Origin of the sequence: Bacillus sp. JJ1474, from assembly GCF_036965225.1 — a bacterium.
Lineage (GTDB): Bacteria > Bacillota > Bacilli > Bacillales > Cytobacillaceae > Cytobacillus.
This window is the reverse complement of record NZ_JBALPC010000192.1, coordinates 43,816-67,854: the sequence shown is the minus strand read 5'-3', so window position 1 is coordinate 67,854 and position 24,039 is coordinate 43,816. Positions and strand designations below refer to the sequence as shown.

Annotated in this window: 23 protein-coding genes and 1 pseudogene; 16 read left to right on the top strand and 8 right to left on the bottom strand. The window is 37.7% G+C overall.

What is annotated here, in order from left to right; genetic code table 11:
- Positions 1 to 162: 162 nt before the first annotated feature.
- Positions 163 to 1,551 (top strand): L-cystine transporter, encoded by a 1,389-nt coding sequence (locus tag V7164_RS21025; protein ID WP_335345573.1) that lies wholly within the window; start codon positions 163 to 165, stop codon positions 1,549 to 1,551.
- Positions 1,552 to 1,568: 17 nt separating this feature from the next.
- Here V7164_RS21025 and V7164_RS21020 read toward each other — a convergent pair whose 3' ends face one another.
- Positions 1,569 to 3,458, bottom strand: coding sequence for a dihydroorotate dehydrogenase (locus V7164_RS21020; protein WP_335355145.1), 1,890 nt, complete (start codon positions 3,456 to 3,458; stop codon positions 1,569 to 1,571).
- Positions 3,459 to 3,650: 192 nt separating this feature from the next.
- Here V7164_RS21020 and V7164_RS21015 point away from each other — a divergent pair, with 192 nt between their 5' ends.
- The 3 genes from V7164_RS21015 to V7164_RS21005 all read left to right on the top strand — a co-directional run bounded on the left by V7164_RS21015 (position 3,651) and on the right by V7164_RS21005 (position 7,537).
- Positions 3,651 to 4,361 (top strand): response regulator transcription factor, encoded by a 711-nt coding sequence (locus tag V7164_RS21015; protein WP_335345571.1) that lies wholly within the window; start codon positions 3,651 to 3,653, stop codon positions 4,359 to 4,361.
- On the top strand, positions 4,358 to 5,737 hold the full coding sequence (locus V7164_RS21010) for a sensor histidine kinase (RefSeq protein WP_335355144.1): 1,380 nt from the start codon (positions 4,358 to 4,360) through the stop codon (positions 5,735 to 5,737). Before V7164_RS21015 ends, V7164_RS21010 begins: the two co-directional genes overlap by 4 nt.
- Positions 5,738 to 5,845: 108 nt before the next feature.
- A complete protein-coding gene (locus tag V7164_RS21005; protein WP_335355143.1) occupies positions 5,846 to 7,537 on the top strand; it encodes a DL-endopeptidase inhibitor IseA family protein in 1,692 nt (563 codons plus the stop codon).
- A gap of 117 nt (positions 7,538 to 7,654) precedes the next feature.
- Here V7164_RS21005 and V7164_RS21000 read toward each other — a convergent pair whose 3' ends face one another.
- Both V7164_RS21000 and V7164_RS20995 read right to left on the bottom strand, forming a co-directional pair.
- Positions 7,655 to 8,653 carry an inorganic phosphate transporter gene (locus V7164_RS21000; RefSeq protein ID WP_335345568.1) on the bottom strand — a complete coding sequence of 333 codons (999 nt, stop codon included), beginning with the start codon at positions 8,651 to 8,653 and terminating at the stop codon, positions 7,655 to 7,657.
- 13 nt (positions 8,654 to 8,666) lie between these two features.
- Positions 8,667 to 9,284 carry a DUF47 domain-containing protein gene (locus V7164_RS20995; protein WP_315668054.1) on the bottom strand — a complete coding sequence of 206 codons (618 nt, stop codon included), beginning with the start codon at positions 9,282 to 9,284 and terminating at the stop codon, positions 8,667 to 8,669.
- A 415-nt stretch (positions 9,285 to 9,699) separates the two neighbouring features.
- Here V7164_RS20995 and V7164_RS20990 point away from each other — a divergent pair, with 415 nt between their 5' ends.
- Positions 9,700 to 9,960, top strand: coding sequence for a GlsB/YeaQ/YmgE family stress response membrane protein (locus tag V7164_RS20990; protein ID WP_335345567.1), 261 nt, complete (start codon positions 9,700 to 9,702; stop codon positions 9,958 to 9,960).
- A gap of 99 nt (positions 9,961 to 10,059) precedes the next feature.
- On the opposite strand, the gene V7164_RS20985 is transcribed toward V7164_RS20990, so the two are convergent.
- Positions 10,060 to 11,004 (bottom strand): RluA family pseudouridine synthase, encoded by a 945-nt coding sequence (locus V7164_RS20985; protein WP_335355142.1) that lies wholly within the window; start codon positions 11,002 to 11,004, stop codon positions 10,060 to 10,062.
- A 132-nt stretch (positions 11,005 to 11,136) separates the two neighbouring features.
- Here V7164_RS20985 and V7164_RS20980 point away from each other — a divergent pair, with 132 nt between their 5' ends.
- A complete protein-coding gene (locus V7164_RS20980; protein WP_335355141.1) occupies positions 11,137 to 11,535 on the top strand; it encodes a YhcU family protein in 399 nt (132 codons plus the stop codon).
- A 51-nt stretch (positions 11,536 to 11,586) separates the two neighbouring features.
- On the opposite strand, the gene V7164_RS20975 is transcribed toward V7164_RS20980, so the two are convergent.
- Both V7164_RS20975 and V7164_RS20970 read right to left on the bottom strand, forming a co-directional pair.
- The gene (locus tag V7164_RS20975) at positions 11,587 to 12,057 is read right to left on the bottom strand and encodes a thioredoxin family protein (protein WP_335355140.1); all 471 of its coding nucleotides are present in this window, start codon (positions 12,055 to 12,057) and stop codon (positions 11,587 to 11,589) included.
- A gap of 1 nt (position 12,058) precedes the next feature.
- Complete coding sequence (locus tag V7164_RS20970; protein WP_335355139.1) at positions 12,059 to 12,493, bottom strand: disulfide formation protein C; 435 nt, start codon at positions 12,491 to 12,493, stop codon at positions 12,059 to 12,061.
- A gap of 476 nt (positions 12,494 to 12,969) precedes the next feature.
- Between V7164_RS20970 and V7164_RS20965 the strand changes: the two genes are divergently transcribed.
- From V7164_RS20965 to V7164_RS20950, 4 genes are all read left to right on the top strand, one after another.
- Entirely contained in the window at positions 12,970 to 14,706 is a 1,737-nt protein-coding gene (locus tag V7164_RS20965) for a phospho-sugar mutase (RefSeq protein WP_335355138.1), read from the top strand.
- 170 nt (positions 14,707 to 14,876) lie between these two features.
- Positions 14,877 to 15,992 (top strand): GAF domain-containing sensor histidine kinase, encoded by a 1,116-nt coding sequence (locus V7164_RS20960; protein ID WP_438824734.1) that lies wholly within the window; start codon positions 14,877 to 14,879, stop codon positions 15,990 to 15,992.
- A gap of 11 nt (positions 15,993 to 16,003) precedes the next feature.
- Positions 16,004 to 16,645 carry a response regulator transcription factor gene (locus V7164_RS20955; RefSeq protein WP_335355136.1) on the top strand — a complete coding sequence of 214 codons (642 nt, stop codon included), beginning with the start codon at positions 16,004 to 16,006 and terminating at the stop codon, positions 16,643 to 16,645.
- A gap of 155 nt (positions 16,646 to 16,800) precedes the next feature.
- Positions 16,801 to 17,328 (top strand): NADPH-dependent FMN reductase, encoded by a 528-nt coding sequence (locus V7164_RS20950; RefSeq protein ID WP_335355149.1) that lies wholly within the window; start codon positions 16,801 to 16,803, stop codon positions 17,326 to 17,328.
- A gap of 81 nt (positions 17,329 to 17,409) precedes the next feature.
- On the opposite strand, the gene V7164_RS20945 is transcribed toward V7164_RS20950, so the two are convergent.
- Positions 17,410 to 17,661, bottom strand: a complete 252-nt coding sequence (locus tag V7164_RS20945) for a YhdB family protein (RefSeq protein ID WP_335345829.1) — start codon at positions 17,659 to 17,661, stop codon at positions 17,410 to 17,412.
- A 231-nt stretch (positions 17,662 to 17,892) separates the two neighbouring features.
- On the opposite strand from V7164_RS20945, the gene V7164_RS20940 reads away from it, so the two are divergent.
- From V7164_RS20940 to V7164_RS20915, 6 genes are all read left to right on the top strand, one after another.
- Positions 17,893 to 18,195: a DUF3889 domain-containing protein gene (locus tag V7164_RS20940; protein ID WP_335355135.1), complete on the top strand. Its 303-nt coding sequence runs from the start codon at positions 17,893 to 17,895 to the stop codon at positions 18,193 to 18,195.
- Between the two features lie 128 nt (positions 18,196 to 18,323).
- On the top strand, positions 18,324 to 19,016 hold the full coding sequence (locus V7164_RS20935) for a response regulator transcription factor (protein ID WP_335355134.1): 693 nt from the start codon (positions 18,324 to 18,326) through the stop codon (positions 19,014 to 19,016).
- On the top strand, positions 19,013 to 20,365 hold the full coding sequence (locus tag V7164_RS20930) for a sensor histidine kinase (RefSeq protein WP_335355133.1): 1,353 nt from the start codon (positions 19,013 to 19,015) through the stop codon (positions 20,363 to 20,365). The genes V7164_RS20935 and V7164_RS20930 overlap by 4 nt, the downstream gene beginning before the upstream one ends.
- Positions 20,366 to 20,441: 76 nt before the next feature.
- Complete coding sequence (locus V7164_RS20925; RefSeq protein WP_335355132.1) at positions 20,442 to 21,167, top strand: PepSY domain-containing protein; 726 nt, start codon at positions 20,442 to 20,444, stop codon at positions 21,165 to 21,167.
- 103 nt (positions 21,168 to 21,270) lie between these two features.
- Positions 21,271 to 21,858: a PepSY domain-containing protein gene (locus V7164_RS20920; RefSeq protein ID WP_335355131.1), complete on the top strand. Its 588-nt coding sequence runs from the start codon at positions 21,271 to 21,273 to the stop codon at positions 21,856 to 21,858.
- 110 nt (positions 21,859 to 21,968) lie between these two features.
- Positions 21,969 to 23,384: a SpoVR family protein gene (locus tag V7164_RS20915; RefSeq protein WP_335355130.1), complete on the top strand. Its 1,416-nt coding sequence runs from the start codon at positions 21,969 to 21,971 to the stop codon at positions 23,382 to 23,384.
- Between the two features lie 212 nt (positions 23,385 to 23,596).
- On the opposite strand, the pseudogene V7164_RS20910 reads toward V7164_RS20915, so the two are convergent.
- Positions 23,597 to 23,843 (bottom strand): annotated as a pseudogene (locus tag V7164_RS20910) (GMC family oxidoreductase); the annotation flags it as partial.
- Between the last annotated feature and the right edge of the window lie 196 nt (positions 23,844 to 24,039).

Below are 24,039 nucleotides of genomic sequence, written 5' to 3'. Positions count from 1 at the left end.
GTAAAATAAACCTTCAAATAAAAAAAGTATTATGCATTTAAAAAATAGTCAAGGGTAAATTAATAAAAATAAATAAGATTCTTTAATTCCTACTTGACTCATAGGATTACATGAGATATAGTTTTATCATTATTAAAGATTATTATTTTAGGAGGAAATAAAATGACAACAGGGCTTGTTATCATAAATATTGCTATTATGTTATTAATTATTATTGGCCTGTTCTATATGCAGAAAAAACATATATCATTTTCTAAACGTGTCTTTACCGCATTAGGATTAGGGATTGTGTTTGGATTTGCTTTACAGTTTATTTATGGACCGACTTCAGAGGTTGTTGCTGAATCATCATCGTGGATCAACATTGTTGGCGGAGGCTATGTAAAGTTTCTGCAAATGATTGTTATGCCACTTGTATTCATTTCGATATTAACTGCTTTTACGAAGCTGAAATTGAGCAATAATATAGGAAAGATTAGTACTCTTATTATTGGCTTGCTAGTTGCAACAACAGCTGTAGCAGCCGCTGTAGGTATTGCTACAACTTTAGGCTTTAATTTGGAGTCTGTTCAAATTACTCAAGGTGATGCTGAAATAGCCCGCGGTGAAGTGATGGAGCAAAGAAATCTTGAATTAGAAGGAAAAAATCTCCCACAGCAAATTTTGGAATTACTGCCAGCTAACCCATTCTTGGATTTAACTGGTGCACGTCCAACTTCAACGATTTCTGTTGTTATCTTTGCAGCATTTCTTGGGTTTGCCTATTTAGGGGTTAGAAGAAAGGCATCTGAACAAGCTGAATTATTCTCGAAAATTGTAGATGCATTTTACGCTATAATCATGCGTGTTGTGACGATTATTTTACGCTTAACTCCATATGGTGTCCTTGCTATTATGACAAAGACCGTAGCATTGAGTGATTTTGATGCCATACTAAAGCTCGGTAAGTTTGTGCTCGCGTCCTACGTTGCATTGCTCGTTATGTTCCTAATTCATTTATTATTGCTGACATTTGCTGGACTTAATCCGGTAACGTATGTGAAAAAGGCATTCCCTGTACTAACCTTTGCCTTTACATCTCGTTCAAGTGCTGGCGCCCTGCCATTAAATATTCAAACACAGAAGTCTCTTGGAGTCCCTGATGGGATTGCCAACTTCTCTGGATCGTTTGGTCTTTCGATTGGGCAAAATGGATGTGCTGGAATTTATCCAGCTATGCTTGCAATTATGATTGCGCCAACAGTTGGAATTAATCCATTATCACCATCATTCATTGCAACGGTTATTGCCGTTGTAGCGATTAGCTCTTTCGGTGTTGCTGGAGTTGGCGGCGGTGCAACCTTTGCAGCTATCTTAGTTTTATCCGCTTTGAATTTACCAGTTGCCTTAGCCGGTCTCTTAATCTCAGTCGAGCCGCTAATCGACATGGGGCGTACTGCACTTAATGTTAGTGGTTCTATGACATCAGGGATTCTAACGAGTCGAATGACTGGTGAAATCGATTCAACTGTTTATAATAATATGGAAGAGAAAATTGAAGCAGAAGCATAAAAAAAATCGGCAGGTGCCTACGAAGGCATTTGCCGATTTTTTTCATTTTGCAGATTTTCACTATCAAATAAAAACCCTTTTGATAAAATAAGCCCAGCAATATAAAGAAGTAAGGCAAAGTATGCTGGAAGAAGGTGAATAAAGGTCGTATAACCAATAAAAAAATGAGTTAAGATACCGGCTGAAAAGGCTGGCAGGCCCCCAAATAGAAAGGAGTACCATACCCATTTAGCCCCTTCATGAAAGCCCCAAAGCGCCATCATGAGTACAAGCAGCCCGACACTAAATAAGGCACTCCCAAACCCGGCCCGATCATGGGCAATAACTGGAATTAGCCGGTTATTAATTTCATTAAGAATCTCAGGCGGGATACAAATAAACCCAGTATCTGTCGGTACAAAAATACTTGTAGTCCCGATAGTCGAGATGACGACTCCCCCAATGACAAATGAAAATCCCAAAATGACGAAGCAAAGCTGGCCCCATAGTGATTTTTTCCAATTCGAGGTATTTCTGCGGTTTTTTGAAACGGGAGAATGAATGGCTCCTTTTGTTTGACGAACACCCCATATGAAAAATGGAAGCAGGATAAGCCAAAATAAACCATGCAGCCAATCAAAGTATCCATACCCGATAAATAGAAGTATTCCTAAAAATCCTGAAATGGCAGCAATATTAATGGCTTTCCTTGCCCAATGCAACCCAAATTGCACTCCGTTTTTTGCTAGCTGCATATAAAGAATCGACCCAGAAATCATCGTTCCAGCAAGGGTCATCCTATCATGAGCCATAAATTTAAGGATGTTCGGATTTAAGGCCAATAATTCCTCTCTTGTCATTTGGATAAATGCTTCATCATACGGAAGAATGACTCGTGTCATACTAAAAATAAGTGCAAGAAGTCCTCCGCAGAAAATAATCATCCCAAACAGCCAATACCATTTCCAGCCTTGTATAACATCCATTCCGTCATCTATTCCTTTAGAATCAGCAAGAGCTTCATTAATTCTTTTTGGAAGACCAGGGCCAGAAGAGACATAGCCCTCTGTCAGCATGATAAGGTCTGCTCCTAAATCATGAAGCAGAACGGCGTCTTCAGGCTCATATATCCCTCCTGAAATAATAATAGGAATCCCCGCCATTTGCTTACCTTGAAGAAGCTTTAAGGCACCGGCTATCTCCATAGTTTGCCTGCCCGAAGGCTGATCTTCATTCGCTTCCTCAATTAATAATCCATTTATGAAATTTGAGCTGATTAGTGATTGAATGTGAGGCAGGAACCTACCTATTTTATTGTGAGCAATGGCCAGAATAATTGGTTTCTTGCTTTCTTTTGCAAGAAGTCCTAAATGCTGACTGGCGTTTAGTAATGAAAGAAAGTCAATCACAAATGCATCTGCAAATGGTGTCAACGGCTTTGAAAGCTTTATTAATTCATCCATACTTTCACTGGAGCATAAATTTAATCGAATAAATAGTGGGATAGTAGCCTTCTGTTTCTTTAACCTTTGCACGGTTTGATCGATCCCTATTGATTCGAGGGGCTTTGGATAAAGAATGGTCCCTGTTTGATTATCAAATCTTGCTGTCTCTTTGGAGTCATTAGGATCCAAACTGACAGGACCTACTTCAATGAAACCGAAGCCGAGATAAGAAAATGCCTTTGTTCCGGACAATAGCGGGTCAATTTTCCCGCTTAAGCCGAGTGGGCTTGAAAATGTGCAATTAAATAACCTTTTGCCTATTGTGGGAGAAGGTTTCATATGGCCTAGAAATTCAATTCCTTGTTTTCCGCCTGGTACACTCGCAATCATACACATTCCCCGGTGAATGAATTCTCTTCCAGCCGAACCGGATAGCCGGGAAAGCCATGGCTTAAACAAAGGGTGATAGGACCAATCAGGCATAAAGCTGTCCCCCCTATATAAGAACTATATCTCTATTCTACAGGAAGAATTTTCAAATAAAAGAGGAAATGGAAAGGTTTTTAGGGAATTTTTATAAGAAGGAAAATATAATGGTAAGATGTGACAGTTCGCCAATTCTAACGTCTAATTTAGATGGGAAAATGAAAATTATTCATATAGGGTGAAAAAAAGATGACGACAAATGGAAAAATATTAATTATTGAAGATGAGCAGTCCATACGCAAATTAATCGCATTTAATTTACAAAGATCTAATTTTGAAGTAATGGAAGCTGGTGAAGGGAAGCTTGCCTTAAAGCTAGTTGAAGAGTATAACCCATCTTTAGTTATTCTTGATCTCATGCTTCCTGACATGGATGGCTTTGAGATTTGCACTACGATAAGGGAAAAGAATCCTCAGCTGCCAATCATTATCCTTTCGGCACGAGGGCAGGATATGGATAAGATAATGGGTCTTGAGCTTGGGGCAGATGATTATATTGTGAAGCCTTTTAATCCGCTGGAGCTTGTAGCTAGAATTAGGACTGTATTAAGAAGAACAGAAATCATACAACAGCCGGCAAAAACTTCAAAATTAGAGGCAGGACCATACGTAATTGATATTAAAACACAAAGAGTCTATAAATCGGGACAGCTTTTAAAGTTAACTCCCCGTGAATTTCAACTAATGAAATATTTCTTTGAAAAGTTGAATGAAACCATTTCAAGAGATGAATTCCTTGATGAGATATGGGGATTAAATTATTTTGGAGACCCTAAAACAGTTGATGTGCATATTAGAAGATTAAGAGAAAAAATTGAAGATGACCCTTCAAATCCATTATATTTAAAAACGATCTGGGGATTTGGGTATTGCTTTGAGGAAGGCGAAAAGCTGGGATGAAGAAAGGGATTAAGAAGCGTCTAGTATGGAGTTATCTTTTATTAATCATCTTTACAGTAGTTCTATATGAGACTATTATTCTATCTGCCCTTTACACTTATTACATGGGGGGAGTCAAACAGGCTCTTAGAGATCAGGGATCCATGTTTTCAACTTTTTATGAGCCATACATTGAGTCCGGAAAATTATCCCATCAAGCGGAACAGCTTCTTAGTCAATATCATTTTAACATCGGTGCACAGGTGCAAATTATTGATTCTGATGGGACTGTGCTTGCCAATACTCATGATCAGGGGAAATTAAATCTTGCGGCTCTTGAGGATGTTAAATCTGCTTTAAATGGTACTACAGGCTATTGGATGGGTGATAACGGTGATGAAAAACTGTTAGCAGTAACACAGCCAATTTTAGTGGGAAATGAGCCAATTGGAGCGGTCAGGTTTATTTCATCTATAGACAACCTATATTCTGTTTTTATTCAAAATTCAGTAATGTTAGCTGGAATCGGAATCATTGTTATTTTGCTTGTAGCATGTATTAGCTATTTCCTGGCAGTCTCCATTACAAAACCAATAAGCACCATTACATTGGCGGCAGAGCAAATGGCTGCTGGTTTTTTTGCGACAAGAATACCGAAGAAAAAAGATGATGAAATCGGCAAGCTGGCTGACACATTAAACTTTATGGCTAGAGAGGTTGAAAAGCATGAAAAGCTGAAGAATGAATTTATTGCATCTGTTTCACATGAATTAAGAACGCCGTTAACCTCTGTAAAAGGATGGGCAGTTACTTTACATTCGTTGTCTGATGATCCGATGTTTAAAGAAGGGCTGGAAATCATTTCAAATGAAAGTGACCGGTTAAATTTGATGCTAGGGGATTTGCTTGATTTATCGAGTATATCAACTGGCAAAGTAGAATATCTTTTTGCTAGTGCCGATTTATCAAAATTAATAAGGGAAGTGGCTGGACAGCTGCATCCGCGTGCAGAGAGGCAGATGGTAAATTTAAAGGTATTAACAATGCCTGAAGGCTTAATGGTTAAACTTGATCGAAACCGGATGAAGCAAGTATTGATTAACATCTTGGATAATGCTCTTAAATTTACACCCCAAAATGGCAGCATTACCATTCATATTGAACGGAAAGAAGGAATGACAATCATTGAAATAGCTGACACAGGAAAAGGAATACCACCTGATGACCTGCCTGCCATAACGAAGAAATTTTATAAAGGCAAATTTCGTGGGTCTGGTACAGGACTGGGACTTGCTATTTGCCACGAAATTATTCATGCCCATGGAGGAAGTCTTGAGATTAATAGTGAGGTCGGTAAAGGAACAACCGCCATCATATCCTTCCCTAATGTCGATTAGCGATCTAATCTTCTTAATGTATATGCAATGATTAGTTAACCTATTTGAAACGAATTCCATTACTTATTGTAGTATTCTTTTTGTAGGGAGGAAATATAGGGGGAAATTATGAGGAAATATTACTTGCGGTTTTGTGCTTTGCTTTTAGCCAGTACATTTTTTCTTGGGGGATGCAACTTCCTTCCAGAGCCAGTGACATTAATACAAGCACCTCAATACACGGAGGCGGCTAGTGAAATAGAAAAAACACTGTTATTAAAATCTAAAGAATTCTTACCTGCCGGAACAATGTTTACAACGGCTGGTCAGCCAGTAGGCAATGAATCTACTATACAAGCGGATTTAGATGGAGACGGAGATAATGAGGTCGTTTTTCTTTACCAGTCCATTGGAAAACAAGAACAATCAGGGGCATTAATATTACGGAAAGAAAAAGGTGAATGGATAAAGGAAACGGAGGTTAAAGGGACTGGGTATGAAGTCAGCTGGGCTAGCAGTGCAGACATTACAGGTGACGGAAGACCAGAACTATTATTAGGCTGGAAAATAGGTGTATCGGCCGGGAATATCCTGGACATTTTCACATGGGAACCGGGCCAACAAGGTGGATTAGTAAAATTAGCACAGTTAAACTACCACGAAATGGAAGTTCTGATTCCAGAGGATAAAAAGGACTCACAGGCAAGATTAGCTATTTGGAATAGAGAAATGGCCGATGTGTATAGAACAGATCTTGTTAAGTGGAATAACAATTCATTTCAATCTGACTTAAGCTTCTATCCTGCCTATTTCGTAAAGGTAGCTGATTATTATGATGCAAGGGCAATGAATGTCCCTAATGCTCCTTATTATTGGTATTATCTTGCGGACGCAAGGTTAAAAGAAGGGCATCCTGAGCTTGCGTTTCAAGCAATTGAAAAGGGAATGAATTTGAAAATGACTTTTCCTTCAAGAGATGAATTTGAAAATCTGAAAATGGAGATAGAAGAAAAGCTAGCACACCGAAACAGTGATACGGTTCCCTTTTATTTACGGGAGGCAGATATCACGATGAATATCCCGAAAGCTTTGGCTTCAAATCTTTTCATAAAAGGTAAAGAAGGAAATAATAGTGAATATATGATTAATGTAAATAAAGTCCTAGACAATGGGCAAACGGAAATATTATTTACCGTGGAAGCCCATCAAAAAGATTGGATTAGCAGTTTGGAGAACTATGGTTTATCTCCGCTCTTTGAAACAAAAACTCTTACGTATGGCGTTCGAAAGAATAAAGAATTTCTTCATGATCCGGAGGTAGGTCAAATAATTAGCAGTATTAGACCGGGGGCGGACTACAAGAAACTAAAAAGTCAGGAAGAACAAATGTTGCTGGAAATGGTTCAAACGGCAGTAAAGAATTACTGGTATGTGACAAGCGGAGGAAAAATGGAAGAGGGTCTGATTGAAAGCTTTCTATTGAATGAGATGGATTACCGTTATATGGGGAGTGACCTTGATACAAAGGAGAAAATGAACGAATATTTATTAAGCACATACTCGGTGGAAGCTATTCATCAATATATGGAAAGAGCAGGCATAGTCCTGCATAATGGAAAGCTTGCTCAGCCAAATGCAGACGGAGGTTCACGTGCAGATTACGAAAGAGCAACCATTTTTCTCACAAAGGATGCAGGCTCTGAAAAAGAATACAATCTAAAAGTTCCGCTCGGTGATAGTTTAGTTACTGAAACTGTTCATATCGTTTTTCGCCAAACCGATAAGGGCTGGAGAATCGATTCCATCCCCGGCAGCTTTTAAAATGTGGCAGGCTATTATAGCCTGCTAATTTTTTGAAAAGTGAATGGTTTTAAGAAGATAGGAAGTTAGTCTATCCTCTTAAAACCAGCAAAAATCGAAATACCATCTTTCATTCCATTAAAAGATAGCATTTAAAAGAAGGTAAACAAGACCTGCGATCGTTGCAGAAATGGGTAATGTGATAACCCAGGTGATAAGCATTCTTTGTGCTGTTCCCCATTTAACCCCTTTTAGGCGGTGAGCAGAACCGACTCCTAAAATAGAAGACGAGATAACATGTGTTGTACTGACTGGCAAATGAATAAACGTAGCCCCGAAAATAATCATGGCACCTGTTATATCGGCTGCTACGCCATTCACAGGACGTATTTTCATGATTTTCCCGCCGACTGTTTTAATAATCTTCCAGCCGCCGACAGATGTTCCAAGTCCCATTGCAAGCGCACAGGAGAACTGAACCCAGAATGGAATATCTGTAGTTGTCACATAATTATTAGCTATAAGTGCCATTGTAATAATTCCCATCGCTTTTTGTGCATCATTCGTCCCGTGTGTATAGGATTGTAATGCAGCAGTAAAAATTTGAAACAAGCGAAAATTTCGATTGGTCTTTGTTAAATTGTTATTTCTAAATACGACTTTAAAAATGCTGTAAACAATAAATCCGACTACAAACGCGATAATTGGCGAGAAAATAAGCGCCTGTAAAATTTTTAGAAAACCTTGGTAATTAAGAGCAGCAAACCCTGAAGCAGCAATGGCCGCACCGGCAATAGAGCCAATTAGCGCATGTGAGGAGCTGCTTGGAATGCCATAATACCATGTTAATAAATTCCAGAAAATCCCTGCAATCAGTGCAGCCAGAATAACTAATGATCCATTTTGCAATGTAAACGGGTCAACGATATCCTTTGTAATTGTTTTGGCAACACCTGTAAAAGTCATCGCTCCAACAAAGTTCATTACTGATGCTAAAATGATCGCATGCCTCGGTTTAAGGGCTTTCGTTGACACAGATGTAGCAATTGCGTTAGCAGTATCATGAAAACCGTTTATGAAGTCAAAAGCTAAGGCTCCGATGACAATTAAGATTGTTAAAATAAATAATCCATCCATTTGTTACGGCTCCTTATGCATTTTTCATGATGATGGTTTCAAGTGTGTTAGCAACCGCTTGGCAGCTATCGGCTATATCTTCCATATTTTCGTATATCTCTTTGTACTGAATGATTCTGATTGGATCCTTCTCTACGGAGAAAAGATGTTTGATCGACTGGCGAAGAACGCCATCGCATTTTGATTCATGATCTTTAATTATGATTAGATGTTCTCTAATTTGCAGTAATTTTTTTGTTGAAAGAAGTTCTATTGATTTTTCAATTTCAAAAGCAGAGTTTTTAATTGCATCTACGAACTTAAGCATGTAATCATCAGCCTGAGTGATGGAGTACATTTCGAATAGGGCTGCACAATGTTCAATTCCATCGATTACATCATCCAAACTCATTGCAAGGTGCAGGATATCTTCACGCTCAATTGGCGTAATAAAGGCATTATTTAATTCCCTGATCACTTCATGAACATACGTATCCCCTTTTGACTCATAATCCTTCATCGTTTCTGAAAAAACTTTCAAATCACTTACATTGTTCAGTTTATAGTCTGCGAAGTAAATTGCACCCTCTTTTACGTTCAATGCAATATTGCTTAACAACGTATTGAATTTGTCCTTCTTTTTGAAAACCATGTTTATAACCCCCATAGAAAAAATTTCATCCAAACGAAAACAATTTTATACGAAAATGAGTGAATTAGATAGTTTTAAGTNNATATTTCTTATAGGTTCCTTAGTATGTGAAATTTCGGTTACATTATCATCATTTTACAAAAAGCAAAAGTTTTGGACAAATGCTGAGCGGGTAATTTGTTATTAATATCCCGGCATATGCCGTTTATATAGGTTGAGCGATTGCCTTAGAGCAATCGCTTTTGGTTTTTTAGTAAAAAAAAGTGTAATTGTGATGATTTCTGGGTAACTTACATATAAGCTTTTCAAGCTTGTACCAATTTTTTCGTTCACTTATAAAAAGTGGAAATTAGTTTTTTGAATGAAAGAAAAAAAACGGAGAAAAACTATAATCAAAACAGCAAGGAGTGATATTATGTTTAGCTTTTTATGGGCATTAATTATAGGAGGAATTATTGGGTGGGTTGCTGGAATGATTGCCGGCAAAGATATTCCAGGCGGTGTTTTTGGTAATATAATTGCAGGATTTGTAGGAGCATGGTTAGGGTCTGCAATCTTTGGTGATTGGGGTCCAGATATCGCTGGCTTCCCGATTATTCCAGCCTTAATCGGTTCAGTGCTGCTCGTATTCCTTCTAAGCCTTATTATGCGAGCCTTTAGAAGAACGACTGACTAATAAAATTGAGGAAGTAATTAGGCGCTGAAACAAGACAAAGAAAAGTAGAAGGGTCGTCTCAAATGCCAAATAATTGGCATAAGAGGCGGCCCTTTTCATTTAGGTAAGGTCACTGGGCAAAACTTGCAGCAGCTCTGCCGGCATGACTGATTTGTTGTTCTCTTCCTCAGGTAAAGGAGCATTGCAGCTGATTTTTTCCATCGTAAAGGGGTGAGGAAATTCGAGTTTAGCAGCATGTAATGCTTGTCGGTCAAAGATGGGCTTCCCACCGTATAAAACGTCACCAGCTAAAGGATGACCAATATAGCTTAAATGTACACGGATTTGATGTGTACGTCCAGTTTCCAGCTGACATTTAATAAGTGACAGGTTTTGTTTCGGATACGTTTTAATTAACTCAAAATGTGTAATTGCCTGTTGTCCGCTTGAGGATACACGCCTTCTTGTTGCATGGTGGCGATCACGTCCAATGGGCTCCCTAATGATTCCTTTTTTAGTCTTTAACAAGCCATGAACGAGGGCAACATACGTGCGTTTTATGATCCTTTCTTCCAGCATCCTATCCAGAATGCTTCCGACAAGAGGATGTTTGGCAAAGAGCACGGCTCCAGTCGTATCGCGGTCCAGCCTGTGAACATGCTTCACTTTCCGATATTCCCCTTGGGATTGTAAGTGATAGGCAACTGCATTAGAAAGTGTATTTGTCTGTCCATCCTCGTTAGGGTGAGTATCCATATAGGCTGGCTTATTAAGAACAAGTATATGATCATCCTCATAAAGGATTTTCACATCTTTATAAAAAGGAGTCACGCCAAAATCCTCATCAACAAAAATTCGTAATTGCAATTTATCCATATATTTTAATGGAGAATTCCAGTTAACCCATTCACCGTTAACCTTTACCTGGTTTTCCATACGCATAAAATGAATTTGTTTTTTCGGTGCTCTCCAAATATTTCTTAGAATATAATCTATAGTAAATCCGTCCCAATCACGGGGCAAAGTTAATTCATACCATTCTCCAAATCTTATGGCTTTAATCATAGACTTCTCCTTTATATATGCAAAAATGGAAACACTTTGGATTTAATTACCACCCTAAAAAACTTAATGAATATGCTATTCTAATGATATATATTACGAACAGGTTACAATGTTTAAAAGGTGGTCATTTATGTGAAAGTTGTATATGCTTCAACTCATGTACAAGAGCTGAAAATTAAGGAACTTATACAAACTCTATATTCAAATGTTTTTCCTCTTTATTTTCCTGATGAAGAAATAAAGGAATTTGAGCGCATGCAAGTATTACATACGACAACAAGACATTCCGAATACTTTGGAACATTAAAAGAAGCATATCAGGTTATAGCGAGTATGCAAACCATTATATCCATACTAGAACTTCCACAATTAGATGAGAAATATGAGGGCTTATTTGTAAAAAATGTATACACACTACAGGAGTTTGGTTTAACCTTCCCATTTTCCTTCAGCCAATTTTGCAGCAGCAAAATGATAAAGGATGATGTACTTAGTATTTATACAAAAGCTGCAAATGAAATATTAATATAACATGAAAACGCCTGCAATGTGAAAATTGCAGGCGTTTTTTTCGTAGGTTTATTACAAACTATTTTCATTAAACCATTGTTTAAACACATCTTCGTCTTGGTATCCTGTTATCCGATTAACTTCTTTTCCATCTTTATATTGGACGATGGTAGGTGTCTGCGTAATCAGATATTTATCCCAGCCATTTTCAAATTCGAGCAAATTATATTGTACAAGATCTAATTTCATATCCTTTGCTAAAGGAGCAACAACCGGTGTGGTTCTTTGACAATGGGAACATGTTGGGCTAAAAAAGTACACAGTCACATCTTCTTTATTATCAAGTTTCTTTTCTAATTCCTCAGGAAGGATTATATTTTGATAATTAGGGTCATCAAGCTGAGATATTGTTTCAGGATGAAGTTTATTCTTTTCATATGGATTATCACCGGAAACCTTCTCTTCATTTTGCATTTTTGTTAAAAAACCGACAGCTACAAAAAGAACAATGATGACTGCAAGAAATATAACAATTTTTTTCATCTTATTTTACCTCTTTCGTTTTTTTCCATAAAAGATAACTGCATATAAAAATAATGATAAAAGCAGTCAAAGCTAGAAATGGAATTGTAATAAATCCAAGCCAATTAATATATTGGCCAGTACAAGGGACTCTCCCGCATGAAGCGGCATGCTCAGCAAGAAAGGACACTTTTTGTATGGAATAATGATATAGTGAAATACAAGCACCAATACCAGACAGGACCATGGAATAAATGCTGATTCGATAATCCTTTCGAATAACCGCCATTCCTAATATAATAACAAATGGATACATAACTATTCTTTGGTACCAGCACAGTGTACAAGGCTCATATTGACGAATCTCTGAAAAATATAGGCTTCCGAACATCGCAATAACGGAGGCTGCCCAGGAAATAAACAGTAACGATTCACGATTATCTTTCGTTTTATTCATAGTGTACTCCTCATTAATTGATCATACTTTAGAAAAAGTATAGTGCTTCTCAGCATTCGTTGTAAATTACTATTAAGAGAATATCACGGTTTGTTTTGTGTTTCGTCATAATTTTGTCATCAATAAAGTTTGTCCATTGTTTTATCTTAAAGAAAACGGAAAAAATATTCAAATATGTTGGCTGATTTATATGGTTATGTCAAAAAAACAAGAAAAATTTTAAAAGGGAAAAAGGTCTTTTTATCGAAGTGATTTTGTAGATTGGATAGTGTTTTATTATCTAGCTACAGTGCCTAGGGGCCCGCCGACTAAGAACGCCACGGCCTAATGTCTTCGTCGGCACTAGTACGTCCTGTACGTCGGAGGTCATAAGCCAGTCTGTCAAGAAGGTTAAAGTATAACCATCTCGCCAGCCTGTCTTATGCTTGTCGCCCCTGAGCGAGGCAATTTCGCTTTTACTATTGGGAGGGAATAGCGTGAACTGGAAAGAAAAAGCAGACAGATGGATTGGATTTGAAAGTTTAGATCAAAAATTAAAAGAGGACCTGATTCAAAAAGATGAAAAACGACTGGAGGATGCCTTTTATAAAGACTTAGAGTTTGGTACCGGCGGAATGCGAGGAGAAATCGGGGCAGGAACGAATCGGATGAATATATATACAGTCAGGAAAGCCTCTGCTGGCCTGGCAGCTTACATAGAAGAAAATGGGTCAGAAGCAAAAGCGCAAGGGGTTGTTATTGCTTATGATTCCCGTCATATGTCTAAGGAGTTTGCCATGGAGGCAGCTAAAACACTGGCAACAAGAGGGATTCAGACGTACGTATTCAAAGAATTGAGACCTACTCCTGAGTTATCCTTTGCCGTTCGGTATTTGCAGGCATTCTCAGGTATTGTTATTACTGCAAGCCATAATCCGCCTGAATATAATGGCTATAAAGTATATGGGTCTGACGGATCACAGCTGCCTCCTAAATTAGCTGACATCGTCATTTCGAAGGTAAATGAAATTGAAAATGAACTTTTAATCAACATTGGCGATGAAACAGATTTAATGGACAAAGGGCTAATTAAAATAATTGGAGAAGAGGTTGACAGTCAATATATAGAGAGGCTGGTCGCGATTTCTGAAAATCCTTCCTTAGGGAGTGAGACAGATCTTAAGATTGTTTTTACTCCACTGCATGGAACTGGAAATATACCTGTAAGGGCTGCCTTAGCTGCTTTACATTATAAGCAAGTGTATGTAGTAGACGAACAGGAACTTCCAGATCCTGAATTCTCCACAGTGAAAAGTCCTAATCCAGAGGAAAAGTCAGCCTTTGAATTGGCGATAAAGGTTGGAAAAGAGAAGAATGCTGATTTATTAATCGCTACTGACCCTGATGCTGATAGACTTGGGATCGCAGTCAGAAATCAATCTGGTGAGTTTGTTCTTTTAACTGGAAACCAAACTGGCGCTGTACTGCTGCATTATATTTTGTCACAGAAAAAAGAAAAGAACATTCTTCCAGAAAACGGCATAGTCTTAAAAACCATTGTCACATCTGAGCTCGGCAGAAAAATTGCATCCTCTTTTGGCGCTGATACAGTGGATGTATTGACAGGCTTTAAATTTATTGCTGAGAAGATGAAGGAATATGATGCAACGGCGGAATACCAGTTTCTATTTGGATATGAAGAAAGCTATGGTTATTTAATTGGAGACTTTGCACGAGATAAGGATGCCGTTCAAGCTGCTTTATTGGCCTCAGAAGCAGCAGCCTTTTATAAGAAAAAAGGGATGACATTATATGAAGGATTATTATCTCTATTTGAACAGTACGGTTATTTTCTTGAAGGTCTTGAATCGATTACTTTGAAAGGAAAGGAAGGAGCTCAACAAATTCAGGAAATATTAGCTTCTTTCCGTACTAATCCGCTAAATCAAGTAGCTGGAATAAAAGTAGCTGCTGTTGAGGATTACTTAACAGGTGTTCGAACTGAAAGCAATGGGGATCAGTCATCCATCAGCCTTCCTAAATCAAATGTGATTAAATATCATTTTGAGGATGGAACATGGATTTGTTTAAGACCTTCTGGAACAGAACCGAAAATGAAGTTTTATTTCGGAGTAAATGGGGCAAGTTCTGCGGAAAGTGAGCAAAAGCTCGTGGAAATCAAGAGTGATTTCATGGCGATTGTTGATAAGAAGATAAATTCTGCAGAAAAATAATGAAACGGGATGCACCGGGGGTAATAAACTCCTCGGTGCTCTTTAATTTTACCGGCAGGCAAAACTACAACTTTAGTCGTATAAATTTTCATTCTAATTACTAAGGATTAGGCTACATAAAAGTATTATAATAATGGAAGGAACATCCATTGGGAGGAATAAAGGTGACATTGGAGAATCGCCATTCGGAAATTTGGATATTAAAGGAAATTGCTGAATTATTAAACGAAGGGACATCAATAAAAACAATTTTGTCCGAGGTTTTAGCTAAATTACTGCATGTTACGGACTTGGAAACGGGATGGATTTTTCTAATTGAGCCAGATGGAAAATACGAGCTAGCTGCAAAGGAAAAGCTGCCCGAAGCGTTATCATACAATGATAATGAGCGGATGTGCAAGGGAGACTGCTGGTGTATCGATCGTTATATCGATGGAAGATTGCATAAGGCAATTAATATAATTGAGTGCAAAAGAATTGAAGATGCTCGAAATGAAAAAAAAGCGGACACAAATCAATTAACGCATCATGCTACAGTTCCTCTTCGGGCGGGTGATGAGAAAATAGGCATCTTAAATGTCGGTTCACCAAATAAGACCCATTTTACTAAGGAAGAATTGGCTTTGCTCGAATCGATTGCTTTTCAAATAGGCACTGCTTTAAAGCGAATAAAGCTAACAGGGCATGAGCAGGAGAATGCCTTAACAGCGGAAAGAAATCGTCTAGCTAGAGATTTGCATGATTCAGTCAATCAGCTTCTATTCTCTTTAAGTTTAACGGCAAGAGGAGCGGCAGAAATGACAAAGGATTTAGAAACAAAAGAAACTTTTTCCTATATACAAGATTTAGCACAGGAAGCTTTAAGTGAAATGAGAGCATTGATTTGGCAGCTTCGGCCAAGGGGATTGGAAAATGGAATAATAAGTGCCCTTTTAAGTTATGGTGAAATGCTTGATTTAGAAGTGAGCTCTAAAGTAGAGGGTGTAGTTTCGCTGCCAGGAAAGGTTGAAGAGGCCTTATGGAGAATTGGTCAGGAGGCGCTCGCCAATTGTAAAAAGCATTCTGGGCAGCCAAAGGTGGAATTAATCTTATCTGTAGATCAAAAGCATGTAAAAATGGTTATAACCGACGATGGCTGCGGTTTTTATTATGATGGAGATTTAAGGAATATTCCATCTCTTGGATTAAAGAGCATGAGAGATCGTACTGAATCATTGAATGGACAATTTAAGCTGAAAAGCTCTGAAGAAAATGGGACTAGAATTGAAATATTTATACCAATTTAGGGGGAGAGAAAATGACCATACGTGTTCTTATCGCAGATGATCACCATGTTGTTAGGCGTGGTCTTGTCTTTTTTCTTAAAACGCAGCCCGAAATTGAAATTATTGGTGAGGCTAAAAATGGACAAGAGGCAATTGAATTAGCAACAAGAATTCGTCCGGACATTGTATTAATGGATTTAGAGATGCCTGTTATAAACGGGATTGAAGCAACGCGTGAAATAAAAAAACACTGTCCAGAAATCAAGGTCATGATGTTAACAAGCTTTTCTGATCAGGATCATGTCATTCCGGCTATAGAGGCTGGAGCCTCTGGCTATCAATTAAAGGACATTGAACCAGATGAGCTTGTCAAAGCCATTATTCAATTAATGAACGGCGAAAATCAGCTTCATCCGAAGGCAACCACTCATCTATTATCCCACCTATCAGGAAAAAGTCATTCCGAAAGAAGACATGTAGATGAGCTGACAAAAAGAGAAATCGAAGTGCTGCGGGAAATTGCTAAAGGAAAAAGTAATAAGGAAATTGCCGCTGATCTTTTCATTACCGAAAAAACAGTTAAGACCCATGTGTCTAATCTGCTTTCTAAACTTGAACTTGCTGATAGGACGCAAGCTGCCCTCTATGCAGTAAGAAATGGAATAATCAATTAGTTTTACTAAAGAAATGCCTATTCATAGGGTTAGTAATTGTGCCGATAGTGCAGTCAAAAATAAATCTTTACGATGATGAAAAAGTACAATCTCTCCCTTATACTAGAATGAATAAAAACGATAGCGAAATGGTGATAAAAAGGAGAGAGACTATGTTGAAATTAACAATTATAAATGGGAGCCCAAGAAAAAAAGGAAGAACAGGGATTGCCTCAAGATATATCGCGAAGAAATACGGAGCGGAGCTTATTGATTTAAGTAAGGGCGAGCTGCCTTTATATAACGGAGAGGAGTTACAACTTCAAATTCCTGAGGTTAGAGCATTGCGCGAAAAGGTGTTAAAATCGGATGGCATTATTTTGGCTTCACCAGAATACCATAGTGGAATGAGCGGTGCTTTAAAAAATGCGCTTGATTTCCTTGGCAGTGAACAATTTGCTAACAAACCTGTCGCATTACTTGTTGCAGCAGGAGGAGGTAAGGGTGGAATGAATGCCCTCGGTAATATGAGAATTGTTGGGAGAGGGGTCTATGCAAATGTGATCCCGCGCCAGCTAGTATTAGATCCTCACTGCTTTGATTATGAAAACGATTGGCTGCATGAAGAGCCAGCGAAACACGTTGATCAATTAATGAATGAGCTTCAAATGTATACGAATATGTATGTCCAGATGAAGGGCTAATAGGTATCGGAGAAATGTTCGACACATATAGAAGCAATAAAAAACACGGTTAAGAACCGTGTTTTTTTGGTGGTGGAATTCTTATGGTAACTGGTAAATCTCCTCTTGCAACTCATAAGCAGTATAGGCATTAGCATGGTCGATGTATCGGAGTAAGGAATATAGATGTTTCTCGATAACGGAATAGTCTTTTTCAAAGTTGTACGCATGAAGGAAGTACTCGATCTTTTTGGAAAGAAAATGATCTTCTGTTCTTACCATCAATATTAGCAAATTATCCCATTCAGAGCGATGTGTATAATATAACGCTCGGTCATAATCTAATTTATTCATTTGTCCATCTCCTTCACTTAAGGAGTTGACTTTAGCTTATGTTGATGTGAACAAAAATTACACTGTAAATGTTGGACGTCTTGATTATAAAGGGTTTTCAACTTTTTCCTGCATATAAACGAATCATTAAGGAACTGAAAATTAAAACAAATAACCTGTGGACTAACTACATAAAAAAATGAAAAAACACAAACAATAGGGGAAAGTGTTTTTATTACAGGAGGACAAGTTATGAAAAAGCTTTTTTGTATGTTGTTTACCATTAGTTTAATTATGAACGTCCACAATTTAGCGTTTGCTCAAAATGGTTATGAAAAGTATGGACGAATTGCTACTGCAGTTGTCAAAGAGGATTACCCTGGTGAAGCGGTTGTTGATTTTCAATATGCCGGCAGAAAGAAAATTTCTGAAACAGATTTCGTGGATTCCTTTATTTTTGAAGTGAAAGAAAATAATCAGCTCAAAAAAGTAACAGTTAATATTTCACATAGTTTAAAAAACAATAAGCTTCTTCAACTGTCAGTTGAAGAGTAGAAGGGATAAGAGGGCATAAATGCCCCTTATCCCTTCTTTTTTCCTATTTAATCTTATTGATAATGAATTATTTGCTGATTTTTGCTAACCTTGATTCATAAATGGTTATTGAAAAAGGGGAGACTCCATTGAATAAAGAATCAATTTTAGTTGTTGAGGATGAAGAGAAAATAGCAAGGCTGCTTGAATTGGAGCTCGAATATGAAGGCTATAAGGTAACAAAAGCAATGGACGGGATAAAAGGTCTTGAGGAATATCGGTCAAAAAAATGGGATTTAATATTATTGGATGTCATGCTTCCGGGATTAAGCGGAATTGAAATTTTGCGGCGAATTCGAATGAGCGACAGCCATACACCTATTTTGTTGTTAACAGCGAAGGATTCGGTTGAAGATAAAGTCTCAGGGCTGGATTTAGGGGCAAATGATTATATAACGAAACCATTCCAAATAGAAGAATTGCTAGCAAGGGTTCGAGCTGCATTAAGACATAAAGCAGTCGAACAAAAGAAAGAAACTGACTGGCTAGCATTAGCGGATTTAAAATTAAATGAAAAGACACGTGAAGTTATAAGAGGAGAAGATGACATTGAATTAACTCCAAGAGAATTTGATCTTCTAGCTTATTTGTTAAAAAACAAATTGCAGGTATTAAACCGTGACCAAATATTAGAAGCCGTATGGGGATACGACTTTTTTGGCGATACAAATGTAGTAGACGTATATATCCGCTATTTAAGGAAAAAAATTGATACTCCAGAAAAAGAGCCATTAATCCATACAATACGCGGTGTTGGCTACGTTCTTAAGGTAACAAAATGAAGCTGCGTAATAAGATCAACCTTAATACCGGAGTTTTATTTACAATCCTGTTAGTGTTAATGAATATTTCGATTTATTTCTTATTTAATAATTTCCTTATTAACAGTGAACTTGAAACAGCTAAAGAAGAAATGAAAATAACCTCCATGACGTTTAACAAATATCTTGTAACGATTCCAGAAAATGAACTTCTCAGAGCGTACGTTCCGGTAGATGGCATGATTCGAATCGTAAGACCTGACACAAAGAGATCACTAGCTGTTACATCCTTAAATGAACAAGTATTGAGGAAAGAGAAAGCAGAATTTTATACAGGCGAGGTAAGTAAAGAAATGATTATTAATAATCACACCTATGCCTTTCACTCCATGCCCATCATTCTTTCAGATGGAAATATCGCAAATCTGCAAATTACAAAGAGCTTAGAAAAATCCATCGAGAACCTGCATTCACTTAGGCTTGTGTTAATCATAGTTACCATCCTGGCCTTAATTCCAGTGTTTATTTCGAGTAGGCTTCTAAGCAATCTTCTGATTAATCCAGTGACAAGTATGATTAAAACAATGCGAGAAATTAAGGAAAGCGGTCAATTCAAGCGGCTGCCATTAGAGGAAGGATCAAAAGATGAGCTTTATCAAATGGGAGAGACCTTTAATCATATGATTGATTTGCTGGAGGCAAACTTCGAAAAACAGAAGCAGTTCGTATCCAATGCATCACATGAGCTTAAAACGCCTTTAACGGTTATTGAAAGCTACGCAAGTCTTTTAAAGAGAAGAGGCTTAAAGGAGCCTGAGTTGTTTAGTGAATCGATTGAGGCTATCCTGTCAGAATCCATTCGTATGAGGGAAATGACCGAGCAGCTGTTATTGCTCGCTAGGCATAATGAACAGAGGAATCTTAAGCTAACAAACATTAATTTAATCGATGTTTTAAAACAAACGGTAAAAGGGTTTCAAAATGCTTATAATCGTAATGTTATGATTGAAGGGGAGCAATTGACTTCCATCTCTGTCACTACAGATGAGCAAAAGCTTAAGCAGCTATTGTTTATATTTCTCGATAACGCCCGTAAATATAGTGATGACATCATTACCATTGCGGTTGGCATAGAAAAGAACGAAGCCTATATTAAAATAATAGACCGAGGGATCGGTATACCTGAAGAGGCATTGCCAATGGTATTTGATCGTTTCTATCGTGTTGATCAAGCGAGAAGCAGAAAGAGCGGCGGCTCAGGACTTGGACTTTCCCTTGCAAAGGAAATTGCCGATGCCTTAGATGTACGAGTCACGCTTGAAAGTAAAGAAAATGCTGGAACAACAGTAACTTTAACAATTAATAATTAAAAATTTTCCTTTCTCATCTTTTTCTCATGTTCATATAGGAAAATGGAAGGAGTATAGAAGGTGAGGTGCTATCCTTTTGAAAAACAAACGTTCTCTTTTCGTCATGATGGGTATTGCAGCCATTGTTATCTTATTTATTGCTTTTAAAGCTTTGGGCCCTGTTATAAATCCATCTGCTGAAATTCTATCCAAAAGCGAAGTTAAAACCCTCGTAGAGGAAAGATACAATGGACAGATAACAGAAATAATCCTAAAGAATAACCAATATGTCATTGAAATGGATCGAAATGAAATGAACTATGAAATCAAACTGGATGCTGAGAATGGAGAGGTCATTTCTTTTACTAAAAAAAGCAACATCGCATCCAATAAAGCGAATCCAGAACAAGCAGAGCCTAAACCTCTAGCAAAGCCCTTAACTGAAAACGAAATAAAGGAAAAAATTCTATCAGAATTTCCTGGTGAGCTCGTTCAATTTATAAAAATAAATGAGCAGGGAAAAAGCCAGTATAAAGTTATCGTTCAAGGGAAAGGAAAGAAAACCATCTTAAAAGTAGATGCACAAACAGGGGAAATCCTTCTCCAAAAGTCGGAAACTGAAGCAACCGTGATCATTACAGAGGATGAGGCTATTCAAATTGCTTTAAAGGAAGTAAAGGGTCAAATAAATGATGTTGATTTGGAATCGGATGACAATATACATTATTATCTCATTGAAATTGATACTTCATATGATCGGGAAGCAACCGTCCAAATCCATGGAATAACAGGAGAAGTGCTATCCATTACTTGGGATGATTAGAAAAGAGTTACATGATTCTCATCAATTTTTAATCTTCCTATCCTTTTCCTTTAATAATGCAAGTCTATATTGTAGATGTAAGGAAAAAGATTAAGGAGGAAAAATGATGAAGAAAAAAATTATTATTGGAGCCGTTGCGGCAGCAGTTATTTTAGGGGGAGCCGTTGCGGCTGGTGCTGCAAAAAATGATAATCCAAAAGCAGAGATGCAAAACACGAAAGAGAAAATAATTACCCATGAAGAAGCCATAAAGATCGCTTTAACCAAGGCTGAGGGGTATGTAGAAAGTGTTGAATTAGAAAACAAGTCTGGAAAGCGCTATTTTGAAGTGGAAATAGAGAATAAGGATAAGGAATTTGAAATCCGTATTGATGCCATAACAGGTGATGTTCTATCAGTGAAAGAAGATCTTGATGACGATGATGATGATTTTGAAAAGACAGCTAAATCAACTTCAAATAATTTTATATCAATTCAAAAAGCAATAGAAATTGCTGAAAAGGAAGTCAATGGCAAGGTCATAGAAATTAATCGTGATGAGGATGACAATCAACTTATTTATGAAGTTGAACTGAAAACAAGCAAGGGCGAGGCCGAGGTAGAGATTGATGCTGTAACCGGGAAGGTATTAGATGTCGAGATTGATCATGATCGAGACGATAACGATGATGATGATAACAGCGATGATTAAGGTGAAAAAAGCGGGAGACGATGGTCTTCCGCTTTTTTGTTCTAACTCCAATTCATCATTCCGCCTATTTTTTCATAGATTGTGATAAGAACAAAAAGGGGGAATTGTAAATGCTGGAAGAGGACCGTAAGCAGCTATATAACGCCATTGAAGAAATTACTGAAATTGCTAAAGGTTTTGGCTTAGATTATTATCCGATGCGTTATGAAATATGCCCAGCAGATATTATTTATACTTTTGGTGCCTATGGGATGCCAACGCGTTTTTCTCATTGGAGCTTTGGTAAGCAATTTTTTAAAATGAAGCTTCATTATGATCTTGGGCTATCTAAAATTTATGAGCTTGTCATCAATTCAGATCCATGCTACGCCTTTTTGCTCGATTCCAACTCATTAATTCAGAATAAATTAATCGTTGCGCATGTGCTGGCACATTGTGATTTCTTCAAAAACAATATTCGTTTTCAAAACACAAAGCGAGATATGGTCGAAAGCATGGCGGCAACAGCCGAACGAATCAGACAATACGAAATTTTACACGGCAAAAAAGCAGTAGAAACCTTTTTAGATGCTGTTCTAGCCATTGAAGAACATATTGATCCATCGTTAATGAGACCTAAGCTCTCCTGGAATTTAGATGATGTTGAATATGAAGAAGAGGAACCAACGGCATCCTCCCCTTACGATGATTTATGGAAACTTGATGAAAGGAATAATCAAAAACCAGATCCGGTAAAGAAGAAGAAGAAAATTCCGCCACAGCCTGAAAAGGACTTATTGTTATTTATTGAAAGCTATTCCCGTGAGCTTACCGACTGGCAGCGTGATATATTAACGATGATGCGAGAAGAGATGCTCTATTTCTGGCCACAGCTGGAAACAAAAATCATGAATGAGGGCTGGGCATCGTATTGGCATCAGCGCATTCTTAGAGAAATGGATTTAACGAGCTCAGAGGCATTAGAGTTTGCGAAATTAAATGCAGGTGTTGTTCAGCCATCCCGCACAAACATTAACCCATATTATTTAGGATTGAAAATTTTTGAGGATATTGAAGAGAGATATAATAATCCGACAGAAGAAATGAAAAAGCATGGAGTTCAGCCTGGTTCCGGACGGGAGAAAATGTTCGAGGTCCGAGAAATTGAGTCTGATATTTCTTTTTTACGGAACTACTTAACAAAAGATCTTGTTATGCGCGAGGATATGTATTTGTTCCAAAAACAGGGGAAGGACTACAAAGTCGTTGACAAGCAATGGGAGCATGTTCGTGATCAGCTCGTAAGCATGCGTGTTAATGGGGGATTCCCATATTTAACCGTCAATGACGGTGATTATTTAAAGAATGGCGAACTATATTTAAAGCATTGGTTTGAAGGAATAGAGCTAGATCTAAAATATTTAGAAAAAGTCCTGCCATATGTCCATCAGCTTTGGGGCAGAAGTGTCCATATGGAAACAATCGTCGAAGGCAAGAATATGCTGTTTACGTATGATGGGAAAGGGATACATCGGAAATATTTATAAATAACGGGATCATGGGGAAAAAAGTTAAAGTACTTTTGGCAAGAACTTTGAACATCGCTTTAAAGATACCGATTTATTGAGACCATTCCGAACCCCTTTGTCCACAATCTGAGAGGCTGTCCTATTAGGTGCCTGGCTCCACAAGCATAACATCTAGCGTCTGCTCCACTAATTTGACACTAGATATGAATAGTGGTGTCTGGCACCTTTGCTTGTTGAGGTACACCCTCTCTCTGCCAAAAATACTCTGGAAAGAATTGATTCCTCTAGTTCAAGAGCAAATCTAGAATCACTTATAGGTTTGTCATTGTCATTAATTCCTCCTGCTTCCAGGACGAGAACTGAAGTTTTTTTATCATCTGTAAGTATCTTAGATATAACAGCTCCGGCGGGACCAGTGCCGACAATAATAAAATCAACAATGTTTCTTGAATTAACCAATTTGTAATCCCCTTTCATCATTAATTTATTTCATGAAAGCAATGGGGGAGAATTAGTTAAAGAGATAAAGTTTTTACACAGTTTACGAAATGCATCATTCACTTAATAGGATATGGAAATATAAAAAGAGTGGAACAATTTAATCCACCCTTCTTCCATTTCTTTTACAGTTGAAACATCATTTGGGATAATAGTGCAATCCCACCTTTTATTC

What these genes read in the sequence shown, in the direction of transcription:
- V7164_RS20945 (WP_335345829.1), bottom strand. Translation starts at nt 17,661, where the DNA reads ATGAATAAATTAGATTATGACCGAGCGTTATATTATACACATCGCTCT.
- V7164_RS21000 (WP_335345568.1), bottom strand. Translation starts at nt 8,653, where the DNA reads ATGGATGGATTATTTATTTTAACAATCTTAATTGTCATCGGAGCCTTA.
- V7164_RS20990 (WP_335345567.1), top strand. Translation starts at nt 9,700, where the DNA reads ATGTTTAGCTTTTTATGGGCATTAATTATAGGAGGAATTATTGGGTGG.
- V7164_RS21010 (WP_335355144.1), top strand. Translation starts at nt 4,358, where the DNA reads ATGAAGAAAGGGATTAAGAAGCGTCTAGTATGGAGTTATCTTTTATTA.
- V7164_RS21020 (WP_335355145.1), bottom strand. Translation starts at nt 3,458, where the DNA reads ATGCCTGATTGGTCCTATCACCCTTTGTTTAAGCCATGGCTTTCCCGG.
- V7164_RS20920 (WP_335355131.1), top strand. Translation starts at nt 21,271, where the DNA reads ATGATGAAGAAAAAAATTATTATTGGAGCCGTTGCGGCAGCAGTTATT.
- V7164_RS20995 (WP_315668054.1), bottom strand. Translation starts at nt 9,284, where the DNA reads ATGGTTTTCAAAAAGAAGGACAAATTCAATACGTTGTTAAGCAATATT.
- V7164_RS20940 (WP_335355135.1), top strand. Translation starts at nt 17,893, where the DNA reads ATGAAAAAGCTTTTTTGTATGTTGTTTACCATTAGTTTAATTATGAAC.
- V7164_RS20970 (WP_335355139.1), bottom strand. Translation starts at nt 12,493, where the DNA reads ATGAATAAAACGAAAGATAATCGTGAATCGTTACTGTTTATTTCCTGG.
- V7164_RS20955 (WP_335355136.1), top strand. Translation starts at nt 16,004, where the DNA reads ATGACCATACGTGTTCTTATCGCAGATGATCACCATGTTGTTAGGCGT.
- V7164_RS20915 (WP_335355130.1), top strand. Translation starts at nt 21,969, where the DNA reads ATGCTGGAAGAGGACCGTAAGCAGCTATATAACGCCATTGAAGAAATT.
- V7164_RS21025 (WP_335345573.1), top strand. Translation starts at nt 163, where the DNA reads ATGACAACAGGGCTTGTTATCATAAATATTGCTATTATGTTATTAATT.
- V7164_RS20930 (WP_335355133.1), top strand. Translation starts at nt 19,013, where the DNA reads ATGAAGCTGCGTAATAAGATCAACCTTAATACCGGAGTTTTATTTACA.
- V7164_RS21015 (WP_335345571.1), top strand. Translation starts at nt 3,651, where the DNA reads ATGACGACAAATGGAAAAATATTAATTATTGAAGATGAGCAGTCCATA.
- V7164_RS20975 (WP_335355140.1), bottom strand. Translation starts at nt 12,057, where the DNA reads ATGAAAAAAATTGTTATATTTCTTGCAGTCATCATTGTTCTTTTTGTA.
- V7164_RS20985 (WP_335355142.1), bottom strand. Translation starts at nt 11,004, where the DNA reads ATGATTAAAGCCATAAGATTTGGAGAATGGTATGAATTAACTTTGCCC.
- V7164_RS21005 (WP_335355143.1), top strand. Translation starts at nt 5,846, where the DNA reads ATGAGGAAATATTACTTGCGGTTTTGTGCTTTGCTTTTAGCCAGTACA.